This is a genomic window from Shewanella sp. 1180_01, from assembly GCF_052850535.1.
In genome coordinates, this window is the sequence record NZ_VXCT01000019.1 from 15,087 (window position 1) to 28,794 (window position 13,708).

At 45.1% G+C, this 13,708-nt stretch carries 13 protein-coding genes; 5 read left to right on the forward strand and 8 right to left on the reverse strand.

All coding sequences use genetic code 11. From position 1 onward, the window contains the following. Window positions 1-216: 216 nt before the first annotated feature. On the reverse strand, window positions 217-2,664 hold the full coding sequence (gene fadE, locus FW758_RS11765) for an acyl-CoA dehydrogenase FadE (RefSeq protein WP_446445477.1): 2,448 nt from the start codon (window positions 2,662-2,664) through the stop codon (window positions 217-219). Between the two features lie 243 nt (window positions 2,665-2,907). Here fadE and FW758_RS11770 point away from each other — a divergent pair, with 243 nt between their 5' ends. Continuing rightward, on the forward strand, window positions 2,908-3,687 hold the full coding sequence (locus FW758_RS11770) for a class II glutamine amidotransferase (protein WP_006081496.1): 780 nt from the start codon (window positions 2,908-2,910) through the stop codon (window positions 3,685-3,687). A 409-nt stretch (window positions 3,688-4,096) separates the two neighbouring features. Here the strand turns inward: FW758_RS11770 and FW758_RS11775 are convergent, their stop codons facing one another. Both FW758_RS11775 and FW758_RS11780 read right to left on the reverse strand, forming a co-directional pair. Beyond that, window positions 4,097-4,888 carry a DUF3108 domain-containing protein gene (locus FW758_RS11775; protein WP_446445478.1) on the reverse strand — a complete coding sequence of 264 codons (792 nt, stop codon included), beginning with the start codon at window positions 4,886-4,888 and terminating at the stop codon, window positions 4,097-4,099. Between the two features lie 216 nt (window positions 4,889-5,104). Then, the gene (locus FW758_RS11780; RefSeq protein ID WP_446445479.1) at window positions 5,105-5,542 is read right to left on the reverse strand and encodes an MGMT family protein; all 438 of its coding nucleotides are present in this window, start codon (window positions 5,540-5,542) and stop codon (window positions 5,105-5,107) included. 295 nt (window positions 5,543-5,837) lie between these two features. On the opposite strand from FW758_RS11780, the gene def reads away from it, so the two are divergent. From def to FW758_RS11795, 3 genes are all read left to right on the forward strand, one after another. Further along, on the forward strand, window positions 5,838-6,329 hold the full coding sequence (gene def / locus FW758_RS11785) for a peptide deformylase (protein ID WP_006081499.1): 492 nt from the start codon (window positions 5,838-5,840) through the stop codon (window positions 6,327-6,329). 264 nt (window positions 6,330-6,593) lie between these two features. Next, on the forward strand, window positions 6,594-7,439 hold the full coding sequence (gene rhlP, locus FW758_RS11790; protein WP_259484119.1) for a rhombotarget lipoprotein: 846 nt from the start codon (window positions 6,594-6,596) through the stop codon (window positions 7,437-7,439). Between the two features lie 229 nt (window positions 7,440-7,668). Continuing rightward, window positions 7,669-8,295 carry a LysE family translocator gene (locus tag FW758_RS11795; RefSeq protein WP_011846875.1) on the forward strand — a complete coding sequence of 209 codons (627 nt, stop codon included), beginning with the start codon at window positions 7,669-7,671 and terminating at the stop codon, window positions 8,293-8,295. A 165-nt stretch (window positions 8,296-8,460) separates the two neighbouring features. Here FW758_RS11795 and proX read toward each other — a convergent pair whose 3' ends face one another. The 3 genes from proX to proV are packed head-to-tail and all read right to left on the reverse strand — an operon-like array spanning window position 8,461 to window position 11,595. Then, window positions 8,461-9,495 carry a glycine betaine/L-proline ABC transporter substrate-binding protein ProX gene (gene proX, locus FW758_RS11800; protein ID WP_446445480.1) on the reverse strand — a complete coding sequence of 345 codons (1,035 nt, stop codon included), beginning with the start codon at window positions 9,493-9,495 and terminating at the stop codon, window positions 8,461-8,463. Between the two features lies 1 nt (window position 9,496). Beyond that, the gene (locus tag FW758_RS11805; RefSeq protein ID WP_063884339.1) at window positions 9,497-10,342 is read right to left on the reverse strand and encodes an ABC transporter permease; all 846 of its coding nucleotides are present in this window, start codon (window positions 10,340-10,342) and stop codon (window positions 9,497-9,499) included. 26 nt (window positions 10,343-10,368) lie between these two features. Continuing rightward, window positions 10,369-11,595, reverse strand: coding sequence for a glycine betaine/L-proline ABC transporter ATP-binding protein ProV (proV, locus tag FW758_RS11810; protein ID WP_012587751.1), 1,227 nt, complete (start codon window positions 11,593-11,595; stop codon window positions 10,369-10,371). 635 nt (window positions 11,596-12,230) lie between these two features. On the opposite strand from proV, the gene FW758_RS11815 reads away from it, so the two are divergent. Beyond that, complete coding sequence (locus FW758_RS11815) at window positions 12,231-12,713, forward strand: glutamate synthase-related protein (protein ID WP_446445481.1); 483 nt, start codon at window positions 12,231-12,233, stop codon at window positions 12,711-12,713. A 77-nt stretch (window positions 12,714-12,790) separates the two neighbouring features. Here the strand turns inward: FW758_RS11815 and FW758_RS11820 are convergent, their stop codons facing one another. Both FW758_RS11820 and gloA2 read right to left on the reverse strand, forming a co-directional pair. After that, on the reverse strand, window positions 12,791-13,000 hold the full coding sequence (locus FW758_RS11820) for a hypothetical protein (RefSeq protein ID WP_006081509.1): 210 nt from the start codon (window positions 12,998-13,000) through the stop codon (window positions 12,791-12,793). Between the two features lie 313 nt (window positions 13,001-13,313). Next, complete coding sequence (gene gloA2 / locus FW758_RS11825) at window positions 13,314-13,697, reverse strand: SMU1112c/YaeR family gloxylase I-like metalloprotein (protein WP_347097719.1); 384 nt, start codon at window positions 13,695-13,697, stop codon at window positions 13,314-13,316. Window positions 13,698-13,708: the final 11 nt, after the last annotated feature.

Sequence of the window (13,708 nt, forward strand, 5' to 3'; positions counted from 1 at the left end):
TTGTTCCGCGGTACTAGCTGTTATGCGACATCGTTTGCAGGATAAAGGATAAGCTATGTTAACGCTGAATAGCTTTCGTCATCTGGTTGTGACGCTTTATCTGATTGAGCTTGTATCATATTGAGCGGTTGATTCGTGACGGAGGCAGATAGACTTGTTATAAAAAAGGAGGCTAATTAGCCTCCTTTTTTGTTGGTTTAAATCTTACTGAGTGGATTACGCTGCGCGTTCCTGTGAAGAGGTAGAAACCACTTCAGGACGCAGTTCAGCAGGGTCAAAGTCATCAACGTTGATTGACTTCATACGACCGATTTCCGCTCTCTCTAGCAAGTTAACTTCATCGTCGCTCAGTACGCCTAGTGCTTTACCTTCAGCGGCAACTTTATCTAACCACATGAAGGGTAGACGTTTACCGCTCGCTTTACAGACTTTGTCATGCAGAGGCTCAGATGCAATGATGTCCAGTAGCGTTTGTTCTTGGATACCCACAGCATTATGCTCAGAGTTGGTCCAGAACTGGCCTTTACCTAAACGGTCACGGCTTTCACACGGTGTTTGCATGATCTTAGCGACTTTATGATCTAACACATCGCTTGGGCGTTTCAGTGGACGACCGAATGGGAACATCACCACGCGTAATGCGCCGCCAAGACCCATAGGGAAGTTATCCAGCAAATCGTCTAACGAGGCTTGTAACTTGTACAGCGCATCTTCAACCGCCCATTGCACTAATGGTAAGTCGTCGGTTTGACGGCCTTCATCTTCATAGCGTTTCAGCGTGGCAGATGCCAGATACAGTTGGCTCAGTAGGTCACCTAAACGGGCAGAAATACGCTCTTTACGTTTTAGGTTTCCGCCCAAGGTTGCCATGGCTAAGTCAGAGAGCAGGGCAAGGTTGGCACTGAAACGGTTCATTTGTTGATAATAACGCTTGGTTTTATCTGAGTAAGGCGCGTTAGAGAAACGGCTTGATGTCAGACCTAACCAGAAGCTACGGATGAAGTTACTGGTCGCGAAACCAATGTGACCAAAGATGGCCGCATCGAAGTTAGCTAAACCTTGACCCGATTCGGTATCAAATGCTGACTCCATTTCTGCAAGCACGTACGGATGGCAGCGAATTGCGCCTTGGCCGTAGATGATCATAGAACGGGTCAGGATGTTTGCGCCTTCAACGGTAATCGCGATAGGCGCAGCTTGGTAGCCACGGCCTAAGTAGTTATTGGGGCCAAGACACACGCCTTTACCACCGTGAATATCCATGGCATCGATAACGCATTTCTGCATTCTGTCTGTCAGGTGATATTTCACAATCGCAGAGATAACCGACGGTTTTTCACCTAGGTCGATACCTGTAGTGGTCAACGTGGTTACCGCATCCATCAGATAAGCGTTACCGCCGATGCGTGCCATTGGCTCTTCGATACCTTCAAGCTTGCCGATAGGCAATTTGAACTGACGACGAATGCGAGCATAAGCACCCGTTGCCAGTGCCGCGGTTTTAACCCCACCAGCTGAGTTTGATGGCAGTGTGATACCACGGCCCACTGATAAACATTCCACCAGCATGCGCCAGCCTTGACCTGCCATTTTCGGGCCGCCAATGATGAAGCTTAATGGCACGAATACTTCGTTGCCGTGTGTTGGACCGTTTTGGAACATACAGTTGAGCGGGAAGTGACGACGACCGGTTTCAACTCCTTCCATATCGGTAGGGATCAAAGCACAAGTAATGCCAAGTTCTTCTTTATCGCCAAGTAGATGTTCTGGATCGCGCAGTTTAAAGGCTAAGCCTAATACTGTCGCGACAGGGGCTAAAGTGATGTAACGCTTGTTCCAGGTCAGTTTCATACCCAGAACTTCTTCACCTTCCCACTGGCCTTTACACACGATACCAAAGTCAGGAATAGAGCCTGCATCGCTACCGGCTTCTGGGCTGGTCAGTGCGAAACAAGGTACTTCTAATCCTTTGGCTAAACGCGGTAAATAATGGTTTTGTTGCTCTGGCGTGCCGTAATGTTGCAGCAACTCTCCAGGGCCTAAAGAGTTAGGCACACCAACAGTGGATGCCAACTCACTGCTCGAACCTGCGAGTTTTTGTAACACGCGCGATTGGGCATAAGCTGAATATTCTAAACCGCCGTATTTTTTCTTAATGATCATGGCGAAGAAGCCATTATCTTTCAGATATTGCCATACGTCGGCTGGCAGATCGGCAAGTTGATGTGACACTTGGTGTTGATTCACCATGCGGCACACTTCTTCAACAGGGCCATCGAGGAATGCCTGTTCGTCTGCACTTAAACGCGCAACTGGGTAGTTATGGAGTTTTTTCCAGTTAGGGTTACCCGCAAACAGATCGGCTTCCCACCAAGTGGTGCCGGCTTCAATCGCTTCTTTCTCTGTTGAAGACATTTCCGGCATGATGCCGCGATATACCTTCATCAGTGGACGACTGATCACATTTTGTCTAAATGCACTGATATTTAACGGCAAGGCTACCACAAGGAAAATGATCCAAGAGATAGGGCCGACAACATCGAGTGTCCATCCTGCTGTCATCACAACAGCGGCTGCAATAGTGGCAGTGAGCAAAGATACCCGAAGGTAAGCTAGGGCTCCTAGCACTAAGATCATGGCGATGATCCAAAGTAGGGTAGTCACTGTAATTCTCCTTAAATATGACCGAGTGCCAACCACAGGTCATAGAGTGTTTTGTTGATTGCGATCACAATTATAGTTTGTGGTCAGACCTGTGTCGCATAAAAGTTAAACCTAAGACAATTTTAATACAAGTATTTTTCAAACAATTGTTTAAATTATTTGTCAGCTTTGATCATTCCACAAATGTCATCAACTAGTTACAATGCCAACAAGTGGATTTTTGATTGATGATGGGCGAGAAATATGTGCGAGTTACTGGCGATGAGCGCCAATGTGCCAACCGATATTGTGTTTAGTTTTACGGGATTAGCACAACGTGGAGGCGTAACAGGTCCCCACGTGGACGGCTGGGGTATTACGTTTTACGAGGGCAAAGGCAGCCGTACTTTTAAAGATGCTTGCCCGAGTAGCGAATCGCATATTGCAAAATTGATCAAATCCTACCCGATTAAAAGTGAAGTGGTGATAAGCCATATTCGCCAAGCGAATCGCGGTTGTGTGTCTTTAGAGAATACTCATCCTTTTACCCGCGAATTATGGGGACGTTATTGGACCTATGCCCACAATGGCCAATTGACGGACTATCTGCCTAAGTTCAACGTCTCGCGCTATCAACCCGTTGGCGATACTGACAGCGAACTCGCGTTCTGCTGGATTTTGGAACAAGTTGCCCAGAAGTTTGGCGGCACTAAACCCGAAGATATGCTGGCTGTGTTCCATTATGTCGCAACGTTGGCCGAGCAAATCCGTGCCTTAGGTGTGTTCAACATGATATTGAGCGATGGCGAGCATTTGATGAGCTATTGCAGTAACAATTTATGTTACATCACTCGCCGCGCGCCGTTTGGCAAAGCGAAACTTATCGACACCGATGTGGTGATTGATTTTGATAAGGAAACCACGGCCCACGATGTCGTGACTGTGATTGCGACTCGTCCATTAACTGAGAACGAACAGTGGCATGTCATGCAGCCCGGCAACTGGAAGTTGTTTAGATTAGGCGAGCTGTTAATCGATCTTTGATGTTATCCAACAGTGCTAACACCTGTGCTAAAAAAAGGGGGCGAGCAGATTTGCGGCTGATTTTGCTTTGTTCAGGTCACTTTTTAAAAAGATTGAGTCAGTATCCAACACATCTTCTAGCAATGAATGGTTAGTGATAGACCATTAGCAACGAACATGCGGTAATGAACTGTTCGCTATGAACTAGTAGCTATGAACTATTAGCTATGAACTATTAGCTATGAGCATTAACCGAACATTAGAGGCTGGCCCTAGATTCCGTTAATATTAGTTCGGTTAAATATTAGCTCGGTTAGATATTCATTCGGTTCGGTATAACTTCGGTTTGGTTTTATCGGTGTGAGTTCAGCTAAGGCTTTGTATCATTGAGCTAAGTTGATTTCCTTAACTTAACTCAATGCTTTGCCAGTTAACCTTCTGTCGTACCGAGCAGTTTTGGTACTTGCGGTTGCTCAGCAATATCTGCAGGCGCGCTTTCTTGGCTCACAACTTCATCGAAGTGATATTTAAGTAACTTAATATCCAGCTGCTTACTGCCTTTTTCAAAATGTGTTAACCGCACGGGCAGGTAGGCTAAATCCGGTGCCATCCAGAAGAAGGTTTGGCGCTTTTTATTGTCACGCACCACTTCAATTTTGACTGTGTCGTAACTGCCACTGTCGATGTTCATCCGTTCTCTGCCAATCACATGGAACTTGTATTCATCCAGTTCGTTGTCTTTGACCATCTTGTAGTTGAGCGCTTCTTTGCCCGCTGCCATATCGAGCCTGAATTGCAATTGCACCATTAGCGGATCGAAAATCTCGCCTTCATAGGGGAATTTGCCTTTCTCGTCTTTATAACGGGTATGAATAAAGCCCTGCGCTTTGGCGAACGCGGTTTGCTCTGTGTAATTAGGGCCGACACCTTGGCGCTGCTGTAAGTAACGCAAAGGGCTGAGTTGACTATTTTCTTGAGTAAATTCACTCAAGATGTGGCGCACATCGGTTAGCAATAACAGGCTAAGATCGCTGTCAAAACGATACTTATACACCCCATCTTCTGGATTGGGCAGCGTGTATTTGGCTTTACCGAGTTCGATATCCCCATAATTGACTTGGTATTCGGCCGTCTGCGGTGTGAGCGGCGTCGGCGCGGCTATGGCAAACATACTTTGGGTGAGGGCTGTTAAGCTCACTAATAATGTGGGAATGGTACGCAAAGAATGCTCCTTGGGTCGCAGGTTTTCACCTTGTATCACTACAAAACGCTCAGTAGTGGTTGATAAAAAAGTGTCGAGTAGCATGCTTACTTACACAGTTCAGGGTAAATCAGTTCAGCGTAAATCAAAAATCGGAATCGACGGTTAGCAGGTTATAGCCGAGGCCGACACTTCTGTAAATAGCGATGTAAACAGTTTATGGATCAGTATATTAAACTAAAATGGCATTGCCATGACTAAAGTGACCAGATCGGGACGCCACAGGTACTCAGACAAACTAACTTTGCCGCAGTTCACTGTTATCCCTTCGATTCTTAATAATTCCATCTGTTCCTGAAAGGAGACTGAATTTTTCTCGAAGGAGATTTTACCCTGACTATTGAGGACTCTGTGCCAAGGCAGAGACAAATGCTCGGGTGCCAATTTGAGTGCCTTGGACACATAACGTGCTCGCCCCGGTAATCCCGCATAATCGGCAATTTTGCCATAACTGCTGATTTTTCCCTGCGGGATCATCGCAACGATATGCCAGATTTTCGCCATGGGAGACAAGTCAACCGCTTGCGGCTGGTGACTCACTAAATCCTGTTCATCTTGTTTATCTTTTTCAAGATAGCGATATAGCGGCGATTTGTCTTTTGGAAACGATGCCATCGAATAGTTGGCCCTCAGCTAAATGTGTGTTCATGCTCAGATAATAAGGCTTAAAAGGTCACACAGTAAAAGTCGCCCGCGACGAGGTTGCGCTAGTGTAACGGCAAAGTCTGGTTTAGCGGAAGAAGTGAGGGCATTAAGCGTTCAATGGATTATGCATTACTCGACATTTTTTATCGACTATCTCGATTGCTAACAAAATATTTAAACTGTTTTTAGCTTAAATATTGTGTAAATGGTCAAATAGTCCATAATAGCGCCAATTTTTTTGACTCGATGAGAGAAGATAACTGGCATGGCTGTACTCGATATTCTAACAATTCCCGATGAGCGCCTTAAACGTAAAGCGCAACCTGTAAAAGATATTGAAGCTGTTCAGGGATTTATCGATGATTTAATCGAAACCATGTATCACACGGATGATGGTATCGGTTTAGCGGCAACGCAAGTCGGCAGTACGGATGCGATTATCGTGATCGATTTATCTGACGGTCGCGACCAACCTCAAGTGCTGATCAATCCTGAAATCGTCGAAAAGTCTGGCGAGTTTGTGGGTGAAGAAGGGTGTCTGTCGATCCCCGGTTATCGCGCTAAAGTGTCACGTTTTGAGAAGGTCAAAGTGACCGCCTTAGACAGAACAGGCAAGGCTATTGAAATCGAAACCGATGAGTTTTTAGCCATAGTATTACAGCATGAAATCGACCATTTACATGGCAAAGTGTTTATCGAACATTTATCCATGTTAAAACAACAAATTGCGCTTAAAAAAGTGCGTAAATACGCTTAAGCCTATTGCATAAAAGCGTGCACAAAAAAGTGTATGAGCGCGCTGATTTGCGTGTTGCACCTGCTGACTAGCCGCATTTTATGATGCGGCTTTTTTGTATCTAAAATTGGTATGTAAAACCTGAGTTTGAATGTCTTTGATTTGATATGTGAACATAACAACTTGTTTTAACAGTAATGAGTGGATAAGGTTGCCAGCAATATCCGCTAGTAATAAATTCAGTAGCATCATTAGCGGCAGTGTATGGATACGGTAGGGAAACAGATGAAACTTAAGATCATAACCAGCGGCATAATCTCACTCGCAATGCTTTCACTCAGTGGCTGCAGCGCGTTTTTTAACGGCAATACCACAGATAAAAAGGCGGTATCGAGTAGCTTAGTCGAATACTTATACCCAGATGAGAAGAGTCGCCAAGCCCAGCAGCCATCCTTACCTGTGCTGCGTTTGCCAATTACCGTCGGCATTGCTTTTTTACCTTCATCCCATTGGCAAGCTGATGCCATAGACAGTCGCGCCCAAGTCGCTTTGCTCAACAAGGTGAAACAATCCTTTATTAAATACGATTATATCGATCGTATTGAAATCATTCCGAGCACCTATCTTAAAAATGGCAAAGGCTTTAATACCTTACAGCAAGTTGCCCGCCTGCATGACGTCGATGTGATGGCGCTGGTATCTTACGATCAATTAATGCAAAGCCACGAGAACAAATCCGCCATTCTTTATTGGACTATCGTGGGCATGTATTTAATCCCCGGCAATGAGAATGCAATCCAAACCTTTGTTGATACCGCAGTGTTCGATATGCGCAGCCAAAAGATGTTATTTAGGTCGCCGGGCATAAATCAGTTAACTGAAAGTTCAACCGCTGTTGGCGTGACGACAACCCTAAGGGAGAAATCCTATGAGGGTTTTGATCTTGCGGTGAACGATATGATAGTCAATTTAGACGATGAGCTCGCCCGCTTTAAAACACGGGTTAAAGAAGAGCACATTGCCACCATAGAACATAAACAAGGTTACAGCGGCGGTGGCAGCTTATCGCTATTGATACTTTCACTCCTGGGGATTTTTGCGCTGCGCCGTTTAACGATTTGCCGTGAATAAAAAAATTAAGCGCCAATTAAGATCGTTAAGGATGAGCAAATTGAGGTTTGCTTTGAATCAAGACGTGAGCAAAAAGTATATAAAGTTGAGCACAGGCTCTGGTTATCAACTTACTTGTAGTTAACGTTCTGATTTTATTTTTAAAGTGGTTTACTGAGGCTGTGGTATTGCGTCGGACACCACTTAAGCGGGCGCGATACATTACGCGTTTAACAAGGAGAAAAATTAAATGGATTTAAATTCACTATTACTGTTTGCAGTTGCTTGCCTTGCTATCAATCTTATCCCTGGACCCGATGTTATCTACATTGTATCTAACACAATGAAAGGGAAAATGATCAGTGGGCTTAAAGCTGCGATGGGTTTAGGTGTGGGTTATTTTGTTCACACGCTTGCTGCTAGCTTGGGATTATCTGCCATCATTCTCAGCTCAGCGTTGGCTTTTAGTATTGTGAAGTGGTTGGGCGCCGCGTATCTAGTGTATTTAGGCATTCAAGCGTTAATATCAATGTGGCGTGGCAACAATAAAATTGTGGTTGATGACAATAGCAAACCAAACGGCAACGTATTTTTCCAAGGCATTGTCGTTAGTGTACTTAACCCTAAAGTCGCTTTATTTTTCCTCTCTTTTTTGCCGCAGTTTATTGACCCGTTAGCGGGTTCAACGTCAATTCAGCTGTTAACCCTTGGTCTTATTTTCAGTTTGTTAGCGACCCTGTGTAACGTCCTTTATGCGTCGGCAGGAAGCTGGGTATTTAGTCGGCCCAATTCCCAGCGTTATTCCAGAGCCTTAGAGGGGATATCAGGGGTGTTGCTTATTGGCTTAGCCAGTAAAGTCATGACCAGTGATAGATAGTGGAATCAGGTTAGGCCGCTAAGAGCTGGGACAGGGCTCAAATAAGTGGATCTGAGTCGATGAAAGACCCCGAAAACAAGTTCCAGTGATGATAGAACGCAAACCGAAAGTGGATGTTGTTTGCGTTTTATCATCACAGGCCAGATTTAAGGTTACAGCTTGAGGCTATTGAGCCGCGTTTCGTGCTTCAGTAAGCCAACCGTTCCATTTATCTTGGTTCTTGGCAATCCATCCATCAACGTGGTGTTGAATATCTTGCTTACTCTTTTCACCTTCGTTCATACGCGTGTTCTGCTCGTTGATATCGGCGAGCGGTAGTGTGAATACCTCAAAAAACTTCCTCGCGGCGGGATTTTGTTTAGCGAATTTTTTGTTGGCAACGATCTGGATGTCAGAAGCGACAAACCCCAGTTTTATCGGATCGGAAACCGCGCCTTCGAGTCCCTTTACCGTCATCCGATCAACGGCAGCACTCTGGGCTTTTGTTGGTTTGATTTCAGGCACGTTTATCCACACAACGTCCTTGCCTGGCTTCATTTTAAAAATGGTCCAGTTGGGCGCCCAAGTATAGAAAAATATCGGGCCACCATTTTTATAACCCGCCATAGCGGATGCCATCCCGGCAGCATAGGACGCTTTCACTGGATTAATCGAATCTTTCAGACCGTAAACATCCATATGGTGAGTGATGATTTTTTCGCATCCCCAACCAGGAGGACATGCAGTCAAATCCGCATTACCATCTCCATTAGTATCAAATGCTTGTTTGACTTCAGGGCGTTTAAAATCTGCAAGAGAGGTTATATTGTATTTATCGGCTTCTTTTTTAGAGATTAAATATCCGCCTAATCCACCTGCTTTAATAACATAACCAATCTTTTCAGCTTTCTCGTCGAAATTACTCGGTAGCTGATCGTTATGCATTGGAAACCAACCATTGGCCCAATAGTCAATGTCACCGAGTGTGACGGTTTTATAAAAGATGGGATTGACCAATGTCTTAGGCTTTTCGACATCATACCCAAGCGTTTCAAGACCGCGTCGAACAAGTGCTTCCTGAAAAAAACCTGTGTCCCATGTCGCCCGAGCGGGTTTAACGGTTATGCCTTCCCCTGGATTGAGAGTATCTGCAAGCGCTGCGGATCCCGTCACTGTCATTGCAGCTAACGCTGCACCCAGTATTACTTTTTTAAGTCTCATTTTACGTCCTTATTTTTTTGGTCGCCATTGATTGGGTGATCCTATCGAGAATGATGGCTAATAAAACAATCGCTAGACCGCCCACCGTGGCCAAACCAATATCAAGTGTATTTAAGCCCAGAACGACAGGTGCCCCGAGGCCACCCGCGCCAATCATCGCGGCGATGACCACCATGGAGAGCGACATCATGATGGTCTGATTCAGGCCCGCCATGATGGTCGGTAAAGCAAGGGGTATCTGAACTTTAAGTAAAACCTGCGAGCTTGTTGCCCCAAAGGCGAGCGCAGCCTCGACTAACTCTGGGTGTACCTGCCTGATCCCGAGACTGGTTAATCTCACCAAGGGTGGCAGGGCAAAAATGATGGTCGCCAACACACCCGCGGTATTGCCAATAGAAAAAAGCATCACAATCGGGACCAAATAGACAAAGGCTGGCGTCGTTTGCATCGCGTCCAAAATGGGTCGTAGAACGTTGTTAACACGATCACTGCGTCCAGCCCATATCCCAAATGGCACACCAACAAGGGTGCAGAACACCACGGATGAAAAGACCATGGCGAGGGTTATCATGGTTTCTGACCAGAAACCGAGTAGACCAATGAGCACCAATGATAACAGCGTAAAGATGGCCAGTTTTAAACCTGACACTCGCCAAGCAATGGCGCCAAACAGGGCAATAACAAGCAGAGGGGAGGTTGCCAGTAGACCGTCTGACACACCAGACAGAATAAAATCGACGGGCCATTTGATCAGTTGGAAAAACCATCTATAGCCTTCAACCAACCAGTTAACTATATTGGTGATCCACACATCTAAAGGAATCACTCTTTCATCAAAACTGAACATGATATAAAACTCCTGAAGTGAGTATTCTAAGATGCTGACTGCTCAAAATAGGTCCCCTTTTCCGCACGGTTTAAGGTACGAAGAAACAGATTTTTAGAAACAACGCCGCGATATCTACTTTCTGAGTTTACAACTGGAATAGGCCAAGCATGGGAGGCGACCAAGGGTAAGATATCCTGAAGGCTATCTGTTTCTTGAACTGATTTAGCGTCTGTCAGAAAAGCATGCTCAAGTTTGCTAGCACCATTTCCTTGGTCAACAGCGTCGCGCAGGGAGTCTGAAGAGACCACACCTAAAAAGCGGTGTTCTGAGTCAAGTACATAGGCAAACTCGCGATCTTTAATACTCAACATTTCTAGGGTGGCGCGTGGGCTACCGGCTTTAGTATGCCAAACAACGGTTGGCTGACTGTCGCGGGCAATATCCCCAGCGGAGATAACACCGGTTGGATCCACACCACGGAAAAATGCGCGCACATAATCATCTGCGGGATTTTGCAGGATTTCTTCCGGCGTCCCCACCTGAATCACACGCCCACCCTGCATAATGGCAATTCGGTCGCCAATCCGTAATGCTTCGTCTAAATCATGGGAGATAAAAATGATGGTGCGTTCATGACGATCTTGCAGTTTCAGCAGTTCATCTTGCATCTCTGTCTTGATAAGCGGATCAAGCGCCGAAAATGCCTCATCCATGAGCAATATATCAGGATCAACCGCTAAGCCTCGCGCTAATCCCACTCGCTGCTGCATACCGCCGCTTAACTCATTGGGATAGGCTTTCTCCAAACCTTCAAGTCCGACTTGTTTTAAAGCATCTAGGGCTCGCTCTTCACGCTGTTTTTTATCCATGCCATCGAGTTCGAGGCCAAATGCAGCATTCTCTAACACTGTTTGATGGGGCATAAGCGCGAAGGATTGAAACACCATACTGGTTTTACTTCTGCGAAACCTGACCAGTTCATCCTTATTCATGTTTAGGATATTTTGGCCATCGACTAATACCTCTCCCGACGTGGGTTCAATGAGCCTGTTTAACATTCTTACTAGGGTTGATTTTCCTGAGCCGGATAGCCCCATAACGACAAAAATCTCACCTTTATTTACGCTAAAGCTGGCACCTTGTACGGCAACCGTCAGCCCTGTCTGTTCGTAAATTTCCTCTTTGCTTTTCCCTTGTTCAAGTAACTTCACCCCCTTGCGAGGCTCAGCACCAAAAACCTTATACAGGTTTTTTATCACTATTTTTTCCATAACATTTTCCATGACGCTCTTTTACGCCGTTCTGCTTTTTTGCACTAACGCTACATAAAAAACACATGAATAAATTCTACTCGGTTAAGCATTGAATGATGAACTCACAGAGTTCATAAAAAATGCACAGCACGAGTAGTCTCTTTCTACACTAGTGTCTTACAGGCCTATCTGTCAACGAATCTACGCAATTAAGTAGAATGTAAATTATTGAAAATAAGAATATTTATTTATTTTCATCGTGCGTTAACATTTTTTTGATGACTCAGTTGGCGGCTAAAACCTTGAAAGGCTGAACGATTCCAACAACGAAAAAAAACGTAGAAAACTGAAAGTCATCCAAGAAAAAGAAAATGCGGGTACAAACGAAAACACAGCGACAATTGCTCAGTAATTTGTGTTAGGAAGCCATGTAAGGCGTGTGATGGACTGCGCCAACAACCGTGGAAAAATTCACTATGACACTCATTCACCATGAAATAGAGGAGGAGTGATTGGACATACTTATGCGTGTCTGATCATAAATGTCATGACAAGTCTGCGTAGTTGGATTTATCGCTGGGATCTCGTGTGAACATTTTTAAAACAGGGACGACATTTATCTAGTGGTTGTCAGCACCTAAAAGCGGACTAAAATGCTCGAAATAGGTATCAAACCCGATTTCATCACTGTGGATGGTGCGGAAGGGGGAACGGGCGCTGCTCCCATCGATTTCTCAAACTATGTCGGTATGCCTTGGGAAGATGCGCTGATTTTCGCCGTGGATACGCTCAATACCTACAAGCTTAAAAAAGACATAAAAGTGATTACGGCGACTAAGATATTTACCGCTTTTGATCTGTTTAAAGCCCTTTGTATTGGTGCTGATGTGTGTAATTCCGCTCGGGGTATGATGTTGGCTTTAGGTTGTGTTCAGTCCTTGAAATGCAACACCAATGAATGCCCTACAGGCGTCACCACAAATACCCCCACATTAGTGCGGGGCTTAGTGGTTGCAGAAAAGTGGAAAAGAGTCCGCAATTATCACCAACATATGTTGGACGATTTCTTGGCATTATTGGCTGCTTCGGGCTGCCGTTCACTTGATGAAATGAATCGAAATTTAATTTATAGGTGAGTGGATAAGCAATGGCATTCCTATGCTGAAGTGGTAAAAACTCAGCAGATTTTATGACTTTTAACTGACTCTTACGGTTACAACTTCACAAAATACGGTAGCGCGATGAGGGCGATGCCGATGCAGACGAGTAAGATTAGGTTGCTGACAAAATAAGGGTAGATCATCAGGGTTATCCCAACGACGAGGGGGATGGGCGCGCCTTGGCGTTTGCCATAGGTGAAGAAACCAATGCCGAAGACACCAAATAGCATGCTCCAAATCAGTACCGCGGGATTATCTAGCACGCCTTGCTCCTTCTTATCTTCTGCATTGACTTAAGTTTGTCGTAATAGCGCATCACATTAGCCCATCGCATTAGTGCTTAGTCACTGCTCATAATGAGTTCTTAAGCACAGTGAGTGTAATCTTAAAGCAGACTTTCGGCGATTAAGCTTTCTTCATATTGCGACTTCACACTGTGACTTGAACTGCTACTTGTATTGGCATTTGAACAGCAACTTGAGATTCGCACTTGATACAGTGACTTAAGTTTTTGACTTTATAGCGGCGTTAAACACGCTTTTATATTTGCAGCTCGTTCGAGTTTCCATCGATATTTTAAACTTGGTAAAGCTCTAGGGGTAAGCCGTCAGGATCGCTGAAAAAGGTGAATTGTTTACCTGTGTACTCATCGATACGAATGGCTTCGACTTCAATATTATGTGACTGCAAGTGTGCAACGGTTGCATCAATGGATTGTACCCGAAAGGCTAAATGCCTAAGCCCACAAGCTTCGGGATAGCTCGGTCTTTGTGGCGGCTTGGTAAAAGAGAACAGCTCGATTTGACTTAAATCCGGCAGTTGTAGATCGAGTTTAAAGGAGTTGCGCTGCGCCCGATAATGTTCCGCCAGCGGCTTGAGCCCTAAAATTGTCACGTAGAAGTGTTTGGATTTTTCATAGTCGCTGCAAATAATCGCCGCGTGGTGTATGCCGAGTAACATAGGTTTCCTAA